Source organism: Zhongshania sp., from assembly GCF_029212375.1.
In the GTDB taxonomy this organism is placed as follows: Bacteria; Pseudomonadota; Gammaproteobacteria; order Pseudomonadales; family Spongiibacteraceae; genus Spongiibacter.
In genome coordinates, this window is sequence record NZ_JARGNU010000014.1 from 96,473 (window position 1) to 118,849 (window position 22,377).

Here is a 22,377-nt window from a genome sequence, read left to right on the forward strand (position 1 = left end):
TAATGTAATGCTTGCAGAGTAAACCGTCGGCGGTTAACAAACCGTTAAGGCCAAGCACCAGTTATTGCGTCTATACATAAAAAAGGCTAAAGAGCCATCTTAGGGGGAAATACGACGATTATAGGCTGTTACCGCTAACACAAATTATTGGCAGAAATAATGAGCGGCTACGCCAGTACTATTATTTGGCCGTGATACTGCGCGTTGCGCAGCTAGTTCTACTCAGGTATAAAGCGGGTGATTATGCGGCGCGACCAGCCTTACACTGCTGATCGCGCCATTGTGCGCCTAATTACAAAAGCTTGGGTCGTAGTCGTAAACAAAGCGGGTTTTTGTTTTAGACGTAGGATCTGTCCACCCGCTTAAACTTTGCAGGGCGATAAAAGCCTGCTTGGCACGGTTCACCACCTTCTTGGTATAGTCGGCTGCATTATCCTCGTACTTGAAAGACACTTCTGCAACAACCGGAGCAGCGGAACCCGTAGGCGTGCCGTTATACCAAAGCGTGACTGAAATTTCGGCGTCGATAGAACCAAGGTCTATATCGACGTTTTTGTATACATGCTCGCGTATGGTAAGGCCGCCGACAAGATCAAGTGCGCTACTGTCGGCAAAGCCATAATCGCTATCAAAGCCGGGAAATTGATCGTTGATATCGTCCATTTGGTTAATAGTTCGAGTATTCGGCGCGGTAGTGGAGTGGCTGTATAGCACCACAAAATTAGAACTCGCGGAAATTCCAATATCAGATTCGAGCTTGGTTTCTGCAGAACCACTGGTGGCAGACATATCTTCAAAATCGGCTATGTAGCGGTCTTCACTGCGAAACTTAAGGCTTACTTCAGAATCGCCACTCTCAATCCGCTCCCGAAAGGAATAGCCATTATTACGCAGCGCGCAACTGCCATCGGTGTCAAAAAATTTAACGTCACGAACTTTACTGAGCACCGCCGAGCCAGTCACATTGCGACTGATTGCCGCCTCAATCGCCGTTTCTGCATCGTCAATAAAATCATCCACGTTACTGCTTTCGGTGTTGTAAGCGAAAAGGGCGGGTTGCAACATCAACTTATATTCTCTTGACGTTACATCGGGATTTGCAGAAGCCGCTGTTGCGGCGCTGAATAAGCTCAGCGCTAGTACTTTTTTCATGTTTAGGAAACTTCCAATTTAATTAGAAAACCAATAAAGGAAGTAATGTAATAACGAACTATTACTGGGCGATGACAGTTGTGCTAAGTAAGCACAACTGTCGGTAAAAATTGGGATGCTTCGTTCTATTCAATCATCGTTGATTTACGTTAAAACGAAGCATAGCATTGCCATTCACTCTAAATTGAGACGAGAGTAGCGCTGCTTAAATTACAAGCTTGTCGCCAACCGATAGGTAGACTCTAGCGCGCGGCGTACAATTTTCTTTTCTTCCGGTAGTTTATAGGAAATATCGGCTTTTTGTGCCTCTCTGAATAAGGGCATTTTTTCAAGGCGATTAATAATGTCATCGACGCTGCTTTTTGGGTTTGCCATTTTCGCCCAGAAGTGAATAAGGCGCTGTGTCTCGGCACTTCGTAATCCCTGAACACCAAGATTAGCTACACTGGGTCGTTGCGGAGTGACCAGAATCAGTATCGATTCCTCTCTTTCGGCTACGTTTTTTTCCTTGGTAAAGGCCGACAATATAGGAATGTCACCAAGTAATGGCACCTTCGAGTTTGACTCGTCGCGCACAGTTTCGGACAGTGCAGATAAGATCAGCGTTTGACCAAATTTTATATCTGCCATAGCAGAAACTTGCTGCTTAAACGTAGTAAGCGATTCAGTGAACTTGCCAATTTCGTTCGCCGATAGAAATGAACGATTGGCCGCAACACGGACAAGCGTGTTGTTATTGGTTATAACTTGGGGAGTAACCGTTAGAGATACACCAATATCGATGGGAATAATATTGCCAGATTGAATTCCGTTAACACTGACATCTATCGTCCGTCCTGCAAAAAAATCTGAAGTTTCATTTAAATAGGCGGTCAACGACGGACGTGCAAGCACACTGTAATACTGACCTGAGTTGTTAAATAAGTTGAGATTGTAGTTTATTTGCGGAATGCCAATATTTCGGGTAATAGTTTTGACTGCGGTGGTAAGGGGCGCGGCGCCGGTTTGGTCTTGGGTACTTTTAGAATAACTTCTGTCGAGTGAATAGGTGGCGCTGAGCGCGTCGAGTAAATTGATGCCACGCCGCTCACTTTTTGACACCGACGATAATATGATAGTAACGTCAACCGAAATTTGCGGTGGCGAGTTTTCATATAAGCCCACGTAATTTTCTGAATTACTGGCGCTGTCGCTAGCTTGGTCGCCATTATATTGCGCGAGTGTAAATTCACTTTCAGAGTCTTGAAACAGCTTGTTTCGGAGCAAGTGCTCTACGCGTTGCTGTAGCCACGCAGCGTCAGCTTGGTCAGTCGTTAATTTGGCGTAGCGATTAACTTCGGTAAGTGCAAGTTCATTCCCCGAGGCGGCGCGCACTAGGGCAGATAAACGGATAACTTCTGGGCGGTCTGCTTGGCGACGCAATGATTCTCGCACTGCGGCTTCGGCCAACATTAAATCACCCGTGTAATAGGCGGCAATCCCAAGGCCGTAGGCGGCTTCCCACTGCGCTTCTTCGTCCATTGCTGCGCGGGTAAAATGGGGAATGGCGGCGGCAGGTTCATTGCGCCTTAAGGCGAGAAAACCTTGCATTAGCGAAACCCAATATTGGCCTGGCGCTAAATCTTGAGCGTTGTCGTAAGCCACCTGGGCAAACTCCGCTTGGCTTATATCGTCGTAACTAAGTTGATCGTAGGCAATTCCATTTAAGGTTTGCAGGTAACCATTAGACAGATCTGCTTTTAGCGCATTAGCAAATGCTGTTTGCGCGGTGACCCAATCCTGGCGCTCTGCAGCACTTCGGCCGCTGCTAAGCCAGTCTTGAATTGATAAGTTGGACTTTGGTGCGGCAGGGGTTTGAGCGCAGGCAAGAAGTAAACTTGCACTAACCGTAGCAATGGCAGTTGACTTTATTACCCGCCACAAGGGGCGTCGTGCAGATAGTTGAAGAGTTCCTTTCACGGGGTGATTCCTCGCTTTAATAATTGATAGTTATTACATTTTTGCCGTCAAAGTCCATATTGCATGCTTTCAATAAGTCTAGGCACGACTGGGTAACGCAAAGAAAGTATAGACTGCCTTTTAACAGAAAAACTACTCAAACTATTTTCAATAAAAAGCCGCTCCAGTTGGGAGCGGCTGTTATTAGACAGAGCGCTTAGATGGCTCTTATTGGTTAGCGAGACGGATGAAGGAATTAGCGACGCCGCGGACGGTCACAAAATAACCTGCATTGTCGTTGAAACCCTCATTTTCGAGTCCAGCATGAAAGCAAGCAGGGCCTGAGCTGAGTATGGCGACGGTCGTTTTTGACTGCGGACGACGATAAGCGGGAGCGTTTACTTTAGTGCCCGCCCCGAGGTTGGTGAATGAAAAGGTGGCGACGACTGGACCGTTTGTGGAGCCTGTGTGTAACTCTGCTACAAAGTTTCCAGTAGCAGTGCCGTTGCCGCGGTTTTCCACGCCCCAGTTGATATCTTTCAGGGTGATGTCTGCACGGCTGGCAGTCTTAGAATTACCGCTAGAGAGCGGAGGCGTGATGCCTTCGCAATGTGCGGGCGAATTCAGCATTGCGTAATTGTTACCGTTGTCATCGCTATCGATACCGCCGATGACGACATAAAGGATATTGCCGGGGTCAAATCCCTTCAGCATAGCCCTGACAGCAGGAGCCGGTGTGGCGACACGGATGAAGGTGAAATTAAATGCAGGAAGAATGATCCGGTTAGCGGCAAGGCTCGCACTACTGCCAGATACCCCGCGGGTGCGCATGGTATCCCATTGGGAGACTGGCTTGGAGCTTGATCCACGCACCAATTGGACGCTAGGGGCAATCTGCTGGGTGATTGTTAGCGGAGTAGTTCGCATCAGTGAGAACACATCGGCGGTAATTTTGCTTGATGTAGTAATTGGGCGCGATACGGTTGTTGTTCCGTTATTTGGACTTGCGATCTTTGTCTCCGAGAGGTTGCTACCTGGAAACTGAACCGAACCTCCGACCATTTGTGTGGTTCCGCGCAGTGTGGTGGTGCTAGGCGTATTAAAGCTTGGACGCGGATGAATGATAACGTCAATTTCCTGAAAGGAGACAGCAGGGGATTCAGTGCAACCAGTTTTGGGACAATCGGAACGTAGCTTTGATCCATCCGCATTCATTATGATGTTATTGGCTGATTCCTTACGCCCGTATAAATAAAGTTTGGCATTGGTAACAGTCGTCACCTCGGGAATATTCATCGACAGTTCAATAGACCCTTTTCCCGTACCGAGGTGGCTACAGGAAGAAGGATTACTGGCCACGACATTACTGAGCGTGACCGTTGGTGAACTGCCAGTTGGCATTGCCAGCTGCGCTTTTTCAATCCGGTCTATACGAAAACCCGCGAGTTGCAGGCCAGTAGGGCCGGCAAATATATGGGCGTATGGTCGGTTTGTTCCAGACGGCATTGGACTGACACCTTTTTCAAACACAGGGCCATAAAGCGCTGGGTTAAAAGTCCCGCAATTTCCGTAAAGGTCACTGCCATAGATAGACTGAAGAGACGGAAATACCATCTCGTTTACTTTGGGTTGAACACTCTGTTTAGACGTTTGAAGTGTCGTATTCGGAAACTTTTGCGCAAAAGCGCTGCTAACCGCCAGAATTCCCATTACGATTAATAAGCTTGCCTGCACAGTAATACGCTTCGATTTACTTGTATTGATTGAAGTTGTTATTTTCATTTCCAAAGCTCCTTAGATATAGGTAATTGCGTAATGCGTCGGCAAAAAATGCAGACGTTTATTGATAACTACAACAATACTTCGTCCTTGTTTTAGAGTCCCTTCTTACCAGTATTCCTCTGTAACAAGTTACAGCCAATATTAGTTTCGCTTCCCTGAACAATTACTGAACGTAGTTAATATTAGTCCAAATAACTCATAGTACTTACGAAATTTAATTAGGCAGGTCAACACGCTGTAACGCTTAATTGAACAGCTGTACGATCCAGTTTAGTAGTGTTCCTTTTACGCGGTGTATGGGGAGTATTGACGAAATGAACATGGCCGAGCCACATAGATATAACTGTTGTGGTGCGTATAAATATACAGGAGGATAAACCCAGTTTTTATTGGCGGCCTATTCAAACAATGTCTGGTGAAAGGCCGCTCAATTAGGATGCGGCCTCTCTGCTTGGTGAGTGTGGTGCTAACGTCGCTACGCCAGAAATAGCACCGTAAAGCGAAGCGGCATTCGACGGCTGTGTGCCACTATTACAGTTTCGGCCCCAGTTTTTCGACCGACACCCGAATAACCTCCTGAAGTTGCACTAGGTCGATGGCGCCACTGGCGCTGTAGTCCGTTGGTGTTCCTGCCGTTGTGGTAGTCGGTGCTTTCATGCCACCAGCGCTGGGATTGCTCGCCGTTTTGTCTGGTCTGCCGCGCGAGCCGAGCATGCCGAGGAGGGTGCGCCACTCCGCTGGCGATACAGCACCAGAGCGAGAGCCGCCGTCGCCGTCGGGTACCGGTGTTTTGTTCTGGGTCCACTTTGGACTACCTGTCACGGCATTGCGATCCTTGCCCCAGACCTCACGTTTACCCGTGCTTTTTTCGGTAATGGTGAAACTACCGTCGTCATATATGCGAATTACAAACCCAGAATTTTCGTTATTTTTGTTGGTATCGATATCCTCTTTTTCTTTGGGAACCTGAGATTCTCCTTTGCCTTTATCTCCAGAACCTGCGCCGCAGGCATCCCCGCACTCGGATAATTGACCTTTGGGGCTTCCGGCGAAACCGCCGCGCATATCCTTTTGCTGCTGAATGCCTTTCTGCGTGGCGTTATTGCCGCTGGTACTGCCTTGCCGCGCGGCGTCTATTGGCGTTTGCCCAGCAGAAACTGCGGCGCCCGCTGCCCCAGGAATCAACCGTTCAAGCTCCGATGCCGAACCGCTAGTGAGCGCGGCCACCTGTGTATAGTTCATTGAGGCAAGATTGCTTAGTAGGGCCTCTACCTGCGTGCTGCTGAGCTTGGGCGCAATCCGAATACGGATATCATTGAGTACGGCGGAGCTGAGTTTGGCATTTTGCTGGGTGCTCAGTTTAGTGGTTTGTGATGTCGTGTTTGGCGCCTTTTGGGCAAAAGCGCTGCTAGCCGCCAGCACCTCCATTAGAATTAATAAGCTTGCCTGTAAAGTGATACGCGTCGGATTTTTTTTGTTGATTAAGGTTGATGTTTCCATTTTATGCTCCAAAAAATATGGGTAATTGCCTGATCCATCGTTTGATTAACTGATCTACTACAACAACTCGTTTTCCTTGTTTTAGAGGCCTTCTTACCTGCACTTCTCTGTGACAAGTTACACGCAATATTATCTTTATTTTCCTGAATCACTCCTGCACCAAAGGTAGTTTAGCCGAAATATTTTGCCGCTGTTTTAAATTTAATTAGCGTTGTCGAACAGCGTCATAAAGCGGGCTAACGTAGAAGTAACTTACTGATTAATCTGGTGTTTGTTGCTTTACGACGGTGACATTCAAACCGGCGGCCTGAGATAACTCACCGCCGGTTTGATATGGTGAATGCATTGATTTAACGCTGCTTGATTTCCTCCGCTGCCGATTTAACACTAGGTGACACCGGAGTGAGGCTACGCGGTGGCGTTTTTGGTACGGGGCTCAGCTTTTGGGGTAAAGCCTTGCCCGTTGTAAAGCTAGTTTTGTGTGTGGTGGTACTTCCCGTTGTAGCGCCCGTAGCGGGTGCTACAACCCCCACATACACGTCAAAGCGTTTGAAGTCGCAGGCATTAACTTGCTCAAGAAAAAACTGCGGATTCAACAGTCCGGCGGCGAGTGGCTGCTCGCCCTGGGCATTGCCAAAACAGCGAGCACCCTCGGTGATGGCGGAAAAATCTTTAGCACTACTACTGCAAGAGCCGTTGGCAGTGCACTTGATAGCTGAGGATGCCCCCGTCACGAACCATTGCAGTTTATAAGATGCGTTGGCGGCCGCTCGATCCAGCACGACATCAACGACATAACGTGAAGGCAGGCCATACGGACTGTGCGTATGAACGGTTACTTGTGTCACTTGCGGCGTGGTGGCAAACACGGGGCAGTTCAACAAGCAGGCTGCCAACAGTCCCAATGTCAGTAATAAACGGTTCATTATGTGGTAGCTCCTGAGCCGTTTAGCGGGTAACCGACAGGGATGCCGAGATGCTTTTGATTTGGGCGTCTGCATGGGACGTCGGCGTCAATGCGCCGATTGCAAACGAATGAGTGTAATAGCGCAGTGTGCGATTGCCGCTATTGGTGGGTATCGTTTTGCTGGAGGTTCCGCTTTGATCTTTTGTATCGTGAGCCACCCATAACACGGGTGCAATGGTTGTGACGTTGATGCTGCTGATAGTAAGCGGCTCGTCTGGCATGGTGACATCCACATCGGCATAGGCACTGGCAACTGCCGTTCCTACCACACCGACTGCGGTGGCGCCAACATGTATGGTATGACTACTACTTACACTCGCGCGATCGGCATCGGCGACTTCCAATACGTGCTCTAGGCGTGCGGAACTGCTGCAAGAACCAGCCCCAACAGCAAAAGCATCTGTGGTTACGCTGTCGCTACTGGTGGCGGCGTTATTACCTCCCGCGCCACTGCAACTTTTATTGGTGCTTGGCGTAAAATTACGTAAGCGGGTAGTGGTGGTCTGCGGCGTGGCGGGCGTGTTGTCTGCTGGTTGTGCTCGTGGAGGCAGGTCAGCCGTAATAGTAAAGTTTTTTTGCGCGGTAAAGATGTAAGCAGGAATAATTGCTTGCATCCTTTTTGCGACTGCCGATAAATCAACACCGGATTTTTTCAGCATAGTGCCATAAAACTCGGCGTGTTTGGATTGGTATGCCGCCACTGCTTTTTGAATGTCGGTTTTCGCTTTGAGTGTTTCGATAGCCTTGAGCTCCGAGCGCATTTGGTCTACTTGCTTGTCATTGCCTTTAAAGGCGGCCTGCATTTGGCTGTCAATTTGCTTAAACAATTGCTGCAACTGTTCTTGCTGGGTTTTGCTAATTTCGCGAGGGTCTGTAGCGGCTTGCTGCTTGGTTGAGGTGGTAAAGGTAGATTGCTTGAAGTCTGCTTGGGTAATGGCGGGCAACAGCGACAACATGGCAGTGAATAGCAGGGTACGGGGTTTCATGGCGATGTCCTTATTGAAGAAAATACGTACTACCAACTTTAGGGCCAAGTTTCTCCATAGAAACTTGGATGACGTCAAATTTATAATTATTTTGCTGAACGATGCCTTAATTTGCTTATATTTAGCCAAACTAATGTCGAGCTGCTTTAGGATTCTAATCGGCCTTTATCGTTTAGCCAAATACTCAATTCAGGATTTGAGCGATATCGGCAACTTACTGCAAAAATCTCTAAACCAACCCAAGCCAAACCAGAGCGCACGGCGCAGGTTTTAGCCCGTTAACATGGCGTCTTCTTCTTACTTTATAAGGAGTGCAAATTAGCATTTTGCGTTAGTCGGTAAAGGTGATACTGGCGAGTCGCGATGTTGAAACCCCAGCAATATTCAAATAGCGAAAATGAAAATAGGGGTAAGCCGTATGGAGTCGGGCGCCGAATAAATTTGGCTAATTTACCTTGGCTGGCAAGGTATACTGTTGAAATATATGAAATTTTAAATTGGGCCAAGCTTAGCGTTCAGCTCAAATTGAAAGCCAAAGACTCCCTACCCGACCGGCGTAAACTTGTTAGGTGTTAGCCGTAGTCAAAATGCTCAGCGTGATTTATTAATAATATTGAAGAAATTACTTTAATAGACATCTTTAAGGTATCGCTTTTCTTTAATTAAATGATTTACGTATTCGTCGGCTTTTTCTGCGTTCATGCCGCCGTGAGTCGCCACTACCTCGCGCAGTGCGCTATCGACGTCTTTGGCCATGCGGCTGGCATCGCCGCAAATGTAAAAATACGCACCGTTTTGCAACCATGCAAACACATCTTTACCTTGCTCAATTATGCGGTGCTGAACATAGATTTTCTGGGCTTGGTCTCTGGAGAAGGCGGTGTTTAGGCGACTAAGTACTCGCTGTTGTTGTAGCGCCTCTAATTCGTCTTGAAAATAAAAATCGGTATCGGCGCGCTGCTCACCAAAAAACAGCCAGTTTTCACCTTTTGCTCCGCTGGCCTGCCGGTCGTAAAGGAAGCCCATGAAGGGGGCAATTCCGGTTCCTGGGCCAACCATAATCACCGGTTTGTTGGTGTCGGTGGGTAGGCGAAAGTGGCTGGATTTCTGCACAAAAATTGGCACTGGCAGGTTATTCGGGAGATTTGCCAAGAAATCTGAGCAAACGCCACTGCGCCACTGCTCCGCAAATTGGTAGCGCACTGTCGCAACAGTGACGTGTACCTGGTCGGCATGGGCCTTGGGGCTAGAGGCAATGGAATACAGCCTAGGCTGGAGCCGCTTGAGTGAATCCACAAACGCTTGGGCGGTAATCTTTATTGGAAAACCTTGCAGTACATCTACAATCTGTCGTCCCCAGCACCATTGCGCTAAGGCAGATTTGTTGCCGAGCAAAGTTTTTAGGTGTGGGTTATTAGTTTGGTTGTGAACAAAGTGCAGAAAATCTTTATTGATATGGCAAATTTCATATTGAGAAATAAGCGACTCTTGCAGCGACATTTCACCCAATTTTGGCACAGCAACCACAGCTTTGCCGTCTAGCTTCAGGGCATCACAGAGTTGACTAACCAAGGCGGGCGCGTTGCGCGGCCACACCCCCAGTGCGTCGCCAGCTTCGTAGGTGAGGGTACTGTCTTGCAGGTCAAACACGTACTGGCGAGTGTCTTTGTCGGAGCCCGGTTTGTTGAGTTTGCGATTAAGCAGAAGCCGACTCGGGTAGGGGTGCTTGCGACTCCACAACAATGTGCTTTGTTGCTTGGCGTCCAGTTCTGCATTGGTGCTTTCGCCCGCGATATTGACGCTGTGCGTTTCTGCCGCGGTGTTGGTCAAGGTCTGGCTAATCGCTGCTAGCCATTGCTCGGCACTCTCTTCGTAGTCGGGTTCGCAGTCTACCCGCGGAATAAGCCGCGTGGCACCCAAGGCTTCTAACCGTGCATCTAGATTACGGCCAAAGCCGCAAAACTGGTCGTAGTTAGAATCGCCAAAGGCCAATACCGCAAAGCGGGTGTTGGTAAGTGATTGGGTGCTGGCGGCGAGGCTTGCCCAAAATTCTGCGCCGTTGTCTGGCGGATCACCGTCGCCAAAGGTACTGGTGATAAGTAGCAGCTGCTCGCGTTGAGAGAGTGTTTCGACCTTGACGTCGTTCATTTCCAAGAGCTGCACAGCAAACCCTTTATTCTGTAAATACGTGTAGCACTGGCTTGCGAATGCTTCTGTGTTGCCGGTTTGCGAGGCCCAGAGTAGGCATATCGCTTGGTCTTGGGTTTTCGGTGGCTCATTGAGCGCTAGCTCTTTTGTGGCGCTAGCGCTTGGCCACGAGCGGGAAAAAAGCCCCGCTAATAAGCCATCAATCAGTAGGCGCCGGTCTTTAGCAATGGGCGCTGTGGCCATTATGGTGGGAATGGCGTTGTTGTCGCGACGGGTATCTTGACGCAATCCAAGTACATAGCCTTGGAGGTAGTATTGTTCGTCCTGCGTTAATTCAATTTTGGGCATCTCTGTTAACCCAAGTATTTGGGTCAAAAGGTCAATTCTTTCCATATCCTGATTTTCCGCAATAGGTGCCACAATTGCCACGGGGCTCAGTGCCACGGCACAGTATTTAAATTCAGGTTGTAGCGAGATAGGGTCGACCGCATCGCTGGTAACTGCGTTGATGGCCAAGCCGTCGCCAAAGACATCGTTCCAGTGAAAGGGCGCAAAGCAGTCGCCAGGCCGCACTCGATTGGTGATCAAGGCCGGCAGCGTTGCCACGCCACGCCGCGATTGAATTTTCACCAAGGTCTTGTCGCTAATACCAAGCGCGGCGGCATCTTCTGGGTGAATTTCTACAAATGGGCCAGGGTTGAGCTTATTGAGTTTGGCCACTTTGCCGGTCTTGCTTAACGTATGCCACTGGTGTTGTAGACGCCCGGTGTTTAATACCAAGGGGAATTCGGTGTTGGGTATTTCGGCAGGATCAGCATGGGGTCGCGCTAGAAAAAATGCTTTGCCGCCTTCGGTCGGAAATACCAGCCGCGGCTGGCTGCCGTCGTCTCTTTGCACAAGAGTCTGGCTGACGCCATTATTTAAATAGCGAATGGGATTGCGCTTAGCACTCGGCTTTGCGCAGGGCCACTGCAGTGATGCTTGCTGAAGTGCACTATGGCTGGCGCCGCGAATGTCGTAATCGGTCTTTGGGTTCCAAAACAACTTAAGCTCTTCAAATACTTCTGCCGCTGATGAATAGGTAAATGCCGCCTCGAACCCCATAGCACAGGCCACCTGCGCAATGATTTGCCAGTCTGGTAAACTTTCACCTGGCGGCGTTACGGCTTTTTGCATCAGCGTTAAGTTGCGCTCCGAATTGACCATAACGCCCTCGGCTTCGGCCCACAGCGCGCCAGGCAGCAGAATGTCGGCATAGCGATTGGTTTCGGTGTCTAGAAAGGCATCTTGCGTAATGACCAGTTCCGCAGCCTGTAAACCGGCAATAACATTGTCGCGATTGGGCACGGTAGCGACCGGATTAGTACAGATAATCCAGCAGGCTTTAATTTTTCCTGCAGCCATGTCTTTAAACATGGCCACAGTGCCATTGCCCACTTTTTTGCTGAGGCTAGCTGCGGGAATACCCCAGATATTTTCTACAAATGCGCAATCGTTGTCGTCTAATACGGAGCGTTGGCCAGGTAGCCCTGGCCCCATGTATCCCATTTCGCGACCACCCATGGCGTTGGGTTGGCCAGTGAGCGAAAACGGTCCACTACCAGGCCGGCAAATGGCCGCGGTGGCTAGGTGCAAGTTGCAAATCGCATTGGTATTCCACGTGCCATGGGTGCTTTGGTTTAGGCCCATGGTCCAGCAGCTCATCCACTCGCCAGCATCACCAATCAGTTGCGCAGCGGCGCGAATATCTTCTTCAGCCAAACCCGTAATCGCCGCCACCCGCGCGGGGGGGTAGTCGGCGAGAAAGGCGGGCATACGCTCCCACCCCTCGGTAAATTCGTCGATAAATGCTTTGTCTATCTGCTCGTTAACGACCAGCAAGTGCAACAAGCCATTAAGTAAGGCTAAGTCGGTGCCCGGCTTAATTTGTAGGAAGAGGCTAGCTTTTTCTGCGGTGGTGTTGCGGCGGGGGTCTACCACAATCAGCTTGGCGCCCGCTTTAACCCTATCCATCATCCGCAGAAATAAAATAGGGTGGCAGTCGGCCATATTGGCGCCACTAACAAAAAACACATCGGCCTTATCAAAGTCGTGGTAAGAACCTGGCGGCCCATCTGCACCTAAAGATAGTTTATAGCCACTGCCGGCGCTGGCCATACACAGGCGGGAGTTCGATTCTATATTATTGCTGCGTATAAACCCTTTACACAGCTTGTTGGCTAAATACTGGGCCTCCATGGACATTTGCCCAGAAACATAAAATGCAATGGCATCGGGGCCATGGGCTTGGAGTATTGTTGTTAAACGCTGAGCGGTTTCCGCTATTGCAGTGTCTACGCTAATTCGAACAGGGTCGTGCAAACGCGCTTGGCGGATATAGGCTGCATCCAAACGCCCAGGCGCCGCAACCACCTCGCCGCAGGTTAAGCCCTTTGTGCAGAGCCGTCCAAAATTACTAGGATGTGCTTTATCGCCACTCACCTTAATGATTTTGTTATCTTCGACCTGCATAACAATACCGCAACCAACACCGCAGTAAGGGCAGACACTTTTAATAGATTGTCGGCTTTGGGCACCCATTGTACTTAATTCGCTATATGGCAAAACACATATAGGAAGCGCAAGAGCTGTGCCAAATTAGAGTTTTCGTTAGAAGAGGGGATCGTGGATATTTTCTGTGCAGGAATAAGCTAAATAAACAATAAATTGCCTTTTTGGTGCAGTGAATCTGGGTCTAGCTGCGGCTGAGTGGCGCTATTTTAGCGCAGCAATGATCGTTTAGAGTGCCAACAGGCCTCACGTCCAAGAATTGCGGTTTTCTATAAGAACTTTCGGTAATCCAATACTCGACATATGGAGGCAGTAATAAATTTTATGTTGCTTCAGCCTCAGAGCACGTCTACCGCGTAGTGTTGTAGATGATGTAGCGACCAGCAGTGCTGGTTATGCGAATACCCTTACCTCAAAACGGCATACTTGCATTACCCTCTATTTATTCAAGAAATAATACGAGCAAAATAACACCCGCTCGCTATTGCCGGTTTAGCGAAAATTGCTAGGCTTAAACCTGATGTTGTCCATTAAAGCTATTTAAATACGCTTTTTATTTACAGCGGTATTTATTTGTTTGCCTCTCATAAACCACAAGCGGAACACAAACCACGCCAGTAGCAATACACCCCCAGAGAAAATGAGGTCTCCCGGCATTCGCATCCATACCAGTAAGTGAATAAGTGGTTGACTCATAAACTCTGCAGAGCGGGCATACCAGTAACCATTTTGCAGTGCGGCATTTAATTGCAGTACGCCAATCGGAAGCAAGGTTAGTAGCGCCATAAGTGCTAAGCCTATGTTCAGCGACCAGAAACTACCGCGCAACGCCCCCTCCGACCATTGGGCTTGTGGCTTGAGGCCACGAAGACAGAATAACATTAAGCCAATACCCAACATTCCGTAGACCCCAAACAGCGCTGTGTGACCATGCAGCGGTGTGAGATTAAGCCCTTGCATATAATATAGTGCAATAGGCGTATTAATGAGAAAACCGAATAGACCGGCGCCAACCAAATTCCAGAACGATACAGCTAAAAAGAACATAATCGGCCAGCGATACCGCGCCATCCACGGTGTGGCACGGCTGTTCGACCACGTTTCGTAGGCCTCTAAACCGATGAGTGCAAGTGGGACGACTTCCAGTGCAGAGAACGACGCGCCAATGGCCAGTACTGCTGTTGGCGTCCCTGTCCAGTACAAGTGATGAAACGTGCCCAGAACGCCACCAGACATAAAAACCACCGTTGCGAACAACACATTGATGGTGGCAGTTTTCGCTCGCACTAACCCTAAGCGAACAAACAAAAAGCTAATTACGGCAACCGCAAAAACTTCAAAAAAGCCCTCGACCCAAAGGTGTACTACCCACCAACGCCAGTATTCTACAACAGCGATATGGCTATGTTCGCGCCACATTAAACCTGCGCCGTAGAACAAGCCGATTGAAATAGTGGACAAAAATAGCAGGCCAACAATAGATGCCATGTCGTCCTTACGCCGCATGGCTGGCCACAATGCACGGCCTACAAGGCTTAGCCAGACGATAAGGCCAACGAATAAAAAGGCTTGCCAGAAACGACCGATATCAACGTATTCCCAGCCCTGATGGCCAAATAGAAAATTGTACTCCAAGCCCATCTTTTGCATCACTGCAAACCATTGGCCTGTAAAGGCACCGACTACAATAACCAGCAGGCAGACAAATAGGAAATTCACACCAAAACGCTGGAAGCGTGGTTCGTGGCCTGAAACCGCAGGCGCGATGTAAAGGCCGGTGGCGAGCCAAGCCGTAGCAATCCATAACACGGCTAACTGGGTATGCCAGCTACGCGTGAGCGAGTAGGGTATATACTCGGAAATGTTCACACCATAAAAGTCTTTTTCAACTTGATAGTGCGCAGTAATGGCACCGAGCAGAATTTGCGTGAGAAACAATGCAATTACAAGCCAGAAGTACTTCGCCGTGGCGCGCATCGAAGGCGTAATGACCAGCTTTAATAGTGGGTCGGTGGTTGGCGGGGTGAGCGGTGACTCTTTCCCATGATAGGCGGCATAGTGCCAACCGAGTAAGCCTATGCCCGCAACCATAAATAGAATGCTGAACATAGACCACATGAACGTGCTCGGAGTAGCTTCATTACCCACTAACGGTTCATAGGGCCAGTTATTGGTGTAGCTAGCGGGGTGTTTAGCGTCACTACTTGGGCGCTCGGTGACTGCCGCCCAGGCGGTCCAAAAAAAGAAGCCTGTCATTTGTCGGCGGTGCTCGGCGGTATCGATACTACCGCTCTTAATAGCGTAAGCTTCGCGTAGATCAGCCGTGGCTGGATCACTTCCAAATAGGCTGATGTAATGGGGAATGATGCTTTCGATGGCAGCGGCGCGATCGTCAGAAATAATGATACTGGCGCTACTTTCGTCGTAGGTGTTGGGGCGTAAGACAGCTTGTAGTTCAGCCTTTAAACTCGCTTGCTGAGCGAGTGCTAGTGTACTAAAGGCCTGATTAAATTGGCGCTGCGACAGAATATCCAACATTGCAATGGCTTCACGATGCAGCCAATCAGCCGTCCAATCGGGCGCGATTAGTGCGCCGTGGCCCCATATAGAACCTACCTGCATACCGCCCATGCTTTGCCATACTTGGCGGCCAGTCTGGAGGTCGTCCAACGTATAGAGCGTTTTTCCGCTCGTGGAAACAATTCTATCTGGCAGCGGCGGTGCAACTCGATTGATTTCGCTGCCTACAAACAAAAGAACCGCAAACGTAGCGCCTAAAAGCAGGCTCAGCCCCATCCATAAGCGCTTCGTGGTGGTCATTTGCATTACTCCAAAAAATAAACGCCAATCTGAATGATTTTACTTAGCAAGAGCACTAACGCCGTTGCCTCTGGAGTAGCCAGTGGTGTGGCCAGCGTTACTTTGTATTGACGGTGTCTGTATTCTGTATTCTGTATTCTGTATATGTTCTTACTTGCCACCATCAAAAATTACGCTACCCACAAATTATGTATTATTGAAATTATACAGTGGCGCGTCTTAGCGCGATCTTGCCCGAGTCGGAGCAACTGAGACTTGATTTAAATCAATCGTTGCGCAGATTTTTAACGCCCAGATTAACTCGCTCCGTTCCCGTGTTTAAGCCTAGCGACTAGCTTTAATAACGCATATTTTCTTCCCCAAAATATTGCCAAAATTGTCAACTATAATATGATCAACATTCAAATTAGTTATTGATTTCGGTCAACAATCTAAATATTTGATCTACATCAATACGGCTCAGCGGCGCCCAGTTATTGTTGTCCATATGACAAACAGTTAGCGTGGGCGACGAATGAGCAGGGATTACTACCAAGTGGCCTTAGATAGGCTTACTGCGTTAATTGACGAAGCGCGCAGCCGCGGGTCATTCGAAGCAGAAGTCGCCGCCTTAGCCACCGCAGATGTTTCAGCGCGGCCGTCGGTGCGAATGATATCAATACAAGCGGTGGATGCTGCTGGGCTGTTGTTTTTTGCCAATGTGCGCAGTGGTAAAGGGCTGCAAATTCTTGCGAACCCCCAAGCATCACTGTGCTTTTACTGGCCGGCATTGCAGGAGCAGGCGATTATTGAAGGCAGTGTTGAAGTTCAGTCGCTTGCGGTTTCTGACCAATATTGGAATAGGCGCATGCGGGCATTTCAAATTGCCGCTTGGGCTTCCGAGCAGGGCACACCAGCGGAGGAAACAAAGACCGATGGCAATCTTATCGATCAACAAGCGGGAAATTTCAGCTCGGGCAAAATATTACGCCAGGAAAACTGGCTAGCGTTTCGAATAGTGCCTTACCGAATTGAATTCTGGCCAAGTGGTTGGCACCGCCGTCGCGAAAGAATCAAATATCAACGCGATAAAGAGGGCGCTTGGAGCAAAGAGATGTTGAACCCCTGATTAGTGGTCATTCGTTGATGAATACGTGTACTCATCCGCAGCAGCCGTACAATCCGCGGGATTTGTGAACCAACCTAGAAGATAAATTACAGTTTGTTAGCCCTCAGCAAAAATTTGTTATGTGCTTACCCAAATCCATGCAGTGCTTAAGTTTATTAAATTAATAACTCTCGATTTTTAAATGCTTGAGGTATAGGGCATTCGGCCTATTTAATTTGCGCCTTCGATGACTGACCCCTTACTAATAAAACGAATTTTATTTGATTAATTAAGATGGAAGGGCGTAGATGATATGACAAGTGTGGATGCGAATAATGACTAAAAGAATACCTAATTCCCTCAAAAACATCGCAGATCAGTTTGATCGTTTAATCAGTGGTCGGCTTTGGTTAAAGGTTTTGATTGCGCTTTTTGCAGGTGTTCTTGTCGGCGTTATGCTTGGCCCAGACCTAGGGCTGGTATCCGCGAGTACTGTTAAAGCCATTACTGCGTGGTTGGCGCTACCTGGGCAGGTGTTTCTGGCCATTATTCAAATGGTTGTTGTACCGTTGGTGGTTGCCTCAATAGTTAGGGGCCTAGCTGCAAACAACAATCCGGCGGCCATAAAAAAGAATGGTTTCATCGCTTTGATTTTTATTTTTATATCTACAGGGCTTGCCGCTGCCATTGGCATTGGTTTGGCGTTAAATATTCAACCAGGGCAATTTGTCGATGCAACGTCCTTGGTTGGCAGCCATACCGATTCCTTGACGCAAGTTGTAGCACAAGGGTTTCCTGCGGTATCAGAATTACCAGAGAAAGTATCGGCGCTTATCCCTAAAAACCCATTAGCATCAATGGCCTCGGGTGAGATGCTGCAAGTAATACTGTTTGCTGCGGTGCTTGGCGCGGCGATGCTTTCTATTCCTGTTCAACAGTCTAAACCTTTGTTTGATTTATTCGGTGCACTGCAAGAAGTGAGTTTACGCATTGTGTCTTGGGCGATGTTGCTTGCCCCAATAGCCGTTTTTGGCCTTATTACACGCCTAGTTGCGAATCTTGGTATAGATGTTCTCGCCGGTATGGCGGTATACGTGTTAACGGTTGTTTTGGGGCTCTTTGTGGTAGCCGTACTCTACTTTATTGTGGCAAAAATAACGTCTACCTTCTCAATAAAGGAGGTTTTCAAGAAGGTAAGAGAATTGCTTCTACTGGCATTTTCAACCAGTAGCTCGGCGGCGGTAATGCCCATTACCTTGAAGGTGGTTGAAGATGAGATGAATGTAAGCCCTGAGATTGCGCAGTTTTTAGTTCCTCTTGGCGCGACGATCAATATGACTGGTACAGCTATGTATCAGGGCGTCGCGACAGTTTTTCTTGCCCAAGTATTTAATGTTGACCTTAGTATATCCAGCTATTTATTTATTGTAACGATGGCGGTGGCGGCGTCGATAGGCTCCCCCGCAACACCAGGTGCTGGCATTATTATACTTAGCATGGTGTTGGAAGGCGTGGGTATTCCGGCATCGGGCATTGCGTTAATTCTGGGCGTAGACAGAATTTTAGACATGTGTCGCACATCCGTTAACGTGCTGGGCGACGTTGTTGCTTGCACTACGGTTCAGTATTTTACCAAGGGTAAGCAAATTAAAAGCGATGGCTTTTCGGAGAAGTGCGTTGACCAACCTTAACTTAGTCATAAACGCGGGCTCGACCAGCGTAAAATTTGCACTATTTAAAAGAAAAGAAGGCAGCCCTGTTGAACTTTGCCGAGGCGAGGTTGAAGGGGTAGGTTCAAATGTGCGCTTTATGATCCATGATCGCGGTGTTATCGACCAACGAAATTGGAAGCCGCCGAGTGATATTTGCACGACCATTCGGAGTGTTGATGACGCGTTTGAGCTGATCGCTAATTGGCTTAAAAGTTGTATTCCCTCTGAAAGGATCACAAGTGTGGTCTATCGAGTTGTACATGGTGGCAACACCTACACCAAGCCGGTGTATATTACCGATGGTGTATTAGAGCAACTCGAATTATTGGTTCCCCTTGCTCCGCTACACCAATCTGTTTGCTTAAAAGCAATAAGAACCTTCATGAAAAAACTGCCTAACACGCATCATATAGCGTGTTTTGACACGGCCTTTCACCGTTCTATGCCACGAGTCGCGCAAACCTTTGCCTTGCCACAATATTTACACCTACAGGGAATCAAACCCTATGGCTTTCATGGTTTGTCTTATCAATATATTGCAGGTCGATTATTGGAGCACAGCGCAGGGAATATGCCTCGTCGGACGATTATTGCGCACTTAGGCGGCGGCGCGAGTATATGTGCCTTATTAAACGGTAAAAGCATTAGTACATCCATGACATTTTCGCCACTTGATGGCTTAGCCATGGCAACTAGGAGCGGCGCGATTGATGCCAGTGCGGTTATTTATCTCATCGAACAACTAAATTACTCACCCAGTGAAGTAACTAATATTCTTAATAAAGAATCAGGCCTATTAGGTCTGTCAGGTCTTAGTGGCGACATTCGAGTGCTGTTAAATAGTGATTGCGATAATGCCAAGTTTGCACTGGAATTCTATGTGGATCGTATAAGCCGCGAGATTGGCGCAATGATCACGTCTTTAAAAGGAATTGACACCCTCGTTTTTACGGGTGGTGTCGGTTCAAATAGCGCCGAGATTCGAAAACGCGTTTGCGCAAATTTTGACTGGCTAGGCATGTCTTTAGATAGTGCAGCCAATGAAAAAAATTCAAAAATCCTAAGTAATACAGACAGCCTCGTTGAAGTGTGTTCGATAAAAACCGACGAGGAAATGCTGATGGCAACGTTAGTAAATATCGATTTTGATTCGCTTCACAGTGATGGATTAAAGCATGAAAAAATAGCTAATGAGCAAGAAAATGAGGTGTTAGCAATAGAATTAAATTAGCTTGACGCCTATTGGCGCGCCTGTAACTACCTTGCCGCTGGGATGATTTATTTGCAAGAAAACCCATTGCTGCGCGAACCATTAGAAAGTAAGCATATTAAAAATCGCTTGTTGGGCCACTGGGGTGCTAGCCCCGGTCTCGCATTTATGTATGTGCATATGAATCGCCTTATTAACAAGTACGATATTAATGCCATATTTCTAGCAGGCCCAGGCCACGGTGCGCCTGGCGTCATCGCGCCGGTTTACCTCGAAGGGACCTACTCAGAAGTATACCCCGACGTCGGCCAAGATTTGCTCGGCATGACGCACCTGTTTAAGCAATTCTCATTTCCTGGCGGTATTGGCAGCCACTGCACACCTGAACTTCCGGGCTCTATCCACGAGGGCGGAGAGCTCGGTTACAGTGTTTCCCACGCCTTTGGTGCTGCCTTTGACAACCCAGATTTAATTGTTACGGTCGCGGTAGGCGACGGTGAAGCGGAGACCGGGCCATTAGCGACATCGTGGCATTCGAGTAAATTTCTGCATCCTATTCGAGATGGTGCAGTACTACCAATACTGCATTTAAACGGCTACAAGATAAACAATCCCACACTACTATCACGTATTCCTCATCAAGAGCTAGAAGCGCTATTTATTGGCTATGGGTGGAAGCCTCATTTTGTCGAGGGCAATGATCCCAAAGAAATGCACCTAAAGATGGCTCAAGTGATGGAAGCCTGTTTAAGTGAAATCCAAAACATTCAACATTCTGCAAGGGCTTCAGGCGTGGCGCGTCGCGCGCAGTGGCCAATGATTATATTGCGTTCGCCAAAAGGCTGGACCGGACCCAAGGAAGTTGACGGTAATAAAATAGAAGGCTTTTGGCGCGCACATCAAGTGCCGTTAAAGGATGTGCAGAGTAAATCTGAACATCTCGAGATCTTGGCGCAATGGCTGAAGAGCTATAAACCCGAGGAATTATTTAATGAAGAGGGTAGCTTAGTTCCAGCTTTACAGGCGCTAGCGCCAAAAGGTGTTCGGCGAATGAGCGGTAACCCCCATGCGAATGGGGGCTTGCTCAAGCGCAACTTACGGATGCCTGATTTTCGAAACTACGCCTATATGCTAGATCAGCCAGCTAAGTCGTATGCGCCAAACACCAAGCCATTAGGTGCCATGTTGCGCGACATTATGAGTAAAAATAGTAATAATTTTCGGGTTTTTGGCCCAGATGAAAATAGCTCAAATAAATTAGACGCCATCTACGAGGTCAGTAAAAAATTATGGCTTTGTGAATATTTGCCTGAAGATGCCAATGGCGGTGAATTGAGCACAGATGGCCGAGTTTTAGAAATGTTGTCGGAACACACCCTAGAGGGTTGGTTAGAAGGCTATGTATTAAGCGGCCGTCATGGCTTTTTTGCAACGTACGAAGCTTTTGTTCATGTCATCGACTCTATGTTTAATCAACATGCGAAATGGCTAGCGATTAGCGAAAACCTTGCTTGGCGGGCACCGGTGGCCTCGATTAATCTGCTAATTACGTCTACGGTTTGGCGTCAGGATCACAATGGATTTACCCATCAAGACCCCGGCTTTCTCGACCTAGTCGTAAACAAAAACCCACTAGTGACGCGCATCTATTTGCCGCCCGATGTAAATAGCTTGCTGTCGACGGCGGATCACTGTTTGCGCAGCCACAACGACATTAATGTTATTGTTTGTGATAAGCAGTCGCATATGCAGTATTTAGACATGGACAGTGCAATAAAGCATTGCACCAAAGAGCTTGGTATTTGGTCTTGGGCAAGCAATGACGAAGGGGTAGAACCCGATGTTGTTATGGTGGGCTGCGGTGATATTCCAACGAAAGAAGCACTTGCAGCAACCGCGTTGCTGCGCGAGACATTTCCTGATTTAAAAGTGCGTTTTATTAATGTTGTCGATTTATTTAAAATGACACCAGACACCGAACATCCCCACGGCTTATCCGACTCCGATTTTGATAGTTTATTTACCGTTGATAAACCGATCATTTTCAATTTTCACGGCTATCCTTGGTTAATACACCGTCTTGCATATCGTCGAACTAACCACAAAAATCTTCACGTCCGTGGCTATATTGAGCGCGGCAATATCAATACACCGTTAGAACTTGCTATAGAAAACCGTATAGATAGGTTTAGTTTGGCGATTGAGGTTATCAATCGAGTACCAGGTTTAAGCGTAGCTGGCGCCCATGCAAAGCAAGATTTCCGAGATCGGCAGATTGAGTGCCGCCTGTACGCGCATGAGCACGGCGTCGATATGCCAGAATTTGAAAACTGGGTTTGGCCCTACAATTAATGGGTACTAGGTGATCGATTTGTAACTTAATAGGCTGCATAGCACGCAATTTTACTGGTGGCCGAATATAAGCTACGGGATAATCCGGCGCGGTTCCGATGCCCAGATCTTCTGAACGGATAACTCTCCTGTTGTCATAGTACGCAGTGCCTAAGAGATGATCCGTTAACGTT

At 48.1% G+C, this 22,377-nt stretch carries 11 protein-coding genes and 1 pseudogene; 4 read left to right on the forward strand and 8 right to left on the reverse strand.

Annotated features, from left to right (window positions below; translation table 11 throughout):
• Positions 1-288 precede the first annotated feature (288 nt).
• The 8 genes from P1U47_RS14160 to P1U47_RS14195 all read right to left on the reverse strand — a co-directional run bounded on the left by P1U47_RS14160 (position 289) and on the right by P1U47_RS14195 (position 15,843).
• Entirely contained in the window at positions 289-1,152 is an 864-nt protein-coding gene (locus P1U47_RS14160) for a hypothetical protein (RefSeq protein WP_301029804.1), read from the reverse strand.
• Positions 1,153-1,362: 210 nt separating this feature from the next.
• The gene (locus P1U47_RS14165; RefSeq protein WP_301029805.1) at positions 1,363-3,111 is read right to left on the reverse strand and encodes a hypothetical protein; all 1,749 of its coding nucleotides are present in this window, start codon (positions 3,109-3,111) and stop codon (positions 1,363-1,365) included.
• A 207-nt stretch (positions 3,112-3,318) separates the two neighbouring features.
• The gene (locus P1U47_RS14170; protein ID WP_301029807.1) at positions 3,319-4,872 is read right to left on the reverse strand and encodes a hypothetical protein; all 1,554 of its coding nucleotides are present in this window, start codon (positions 4,870-4,872) and stop codon (positions 3,319-3,321) included.
• A 531-nt stretch (positions 4,873-5,403) separates the two neighbouring features.
• Positions 5,404-6,372: a hypothetical protein gene (locus P1U47_RS14175; protein WP_301029809.1), complete on the reverse strand. Its 969-nt coding sequence runs from the start codon at positions 6,370-6,372 to the stop codon at positions 5,404-5,406.
• 350 nt (positions 6,373-6,722) lie between these two features.
• The gene (locus P1U47_RS14180; RefSeq protein ID WP_301029810.1) at positions 6,723-7,298 is read right to left on the reverse strand and encodes a hypothetical protein; all 576 of its coding nucleotides are present in this window, start codon (positions 7,296-7,298) and stop codon (positions 6,723-6,725) included.
• A gap of 22 nt (positions 7,299-7,320) precedes the next feature.
• Entirely contained in the window at positions 7,321-8,325 is a 1,005-nt protein-coding gene (locus P1U47_RS14185; RefSeq protein WP_301029811.1) for an OmpH family outer membrane protein, read from the reverse strand.
• Between the two features lie 627 nt (positions 8,326-8,952).
• Positions 8,953-13,053 (reverse strand): sulfite reductase subunit alpha, encoded by a 4,101-nt coding sequence (locus P1U47_RS14190; protein ID WP_301029813.1) that lies wholly within the window; start codon positions 13,051-13,053, stop codon positions 8,953-8,955.
• Between the two features lie 510 nt (positions 13,054-13,563).
• Positions 13,564-15,843, reverse strand: a complete 2,280-nt coding sequence (locus tag P1U47_RS14195; RefSeq protein WP_301029815.1) for a nitric-oxide reductase large subunit — start codon at positions 15,841-15,843, stop codon at positions 13,564-13,566.
• A gap of 514 nt (positions 15,844-16,357) precedes the next feature.
• On the opposite strand from P1U47_RS14195, the gene P1U47_RS14200 reads away from it, so the two are divergent.
• From P1U47_RS14200 to P1U47_RS14215, 4 genes and pseudogenes are all read left to right on the forward strand, one after another.
• Positions 16,358-16,951: a pyridoxal 5'-phosphate synthase gene (locus tag P1U47_RS14200; protein ID WP_301029816.1), complete on the forward strand. Its 594-nt coding sequence runs from the start codon at positions 16,358-16,360 to the stop codon at positions 16,949-16,951.
• 314 nt (positions 16,952-17,265) lie between these two features.
• Positions 17,266-18,621: a dicarboxylate/amino acid:cation symporter gene (locus P1U47_RS14205; RefSeq protein ID WP_301029818.1), complete on the forward strand. Its 1,356-nt coding sequence runs from the start codon at positions 17,266-17,268 to the stop codon at positions 18,619-18,621.
• Positions 18,536-19,873: an acetate/propionate family kinase gene (locus P1U47_RS14210; protein ID WP_301029819.1), complete on the forward strand. Its 1,338-nt coding sequence runs from the start codon at positions 18,536-18,538 to the stop codon at positions 19,871-19,873. The genes P1U47_RS14205 and P1U47_RS14210 overlap by 86 nt, the downstream gene beginning before the upstream one ends.
• Before the next feature lie 12 nt (positions 19,874-19,885).
• Positions 19,886-22,204, forward strand: a pseudogene (locus P1U47_RS14215) (phosphoketolase family protein); the annotation flags it as partial.
• Positions 22,205-22,377 lie beyond the last annotated feature (173 nt).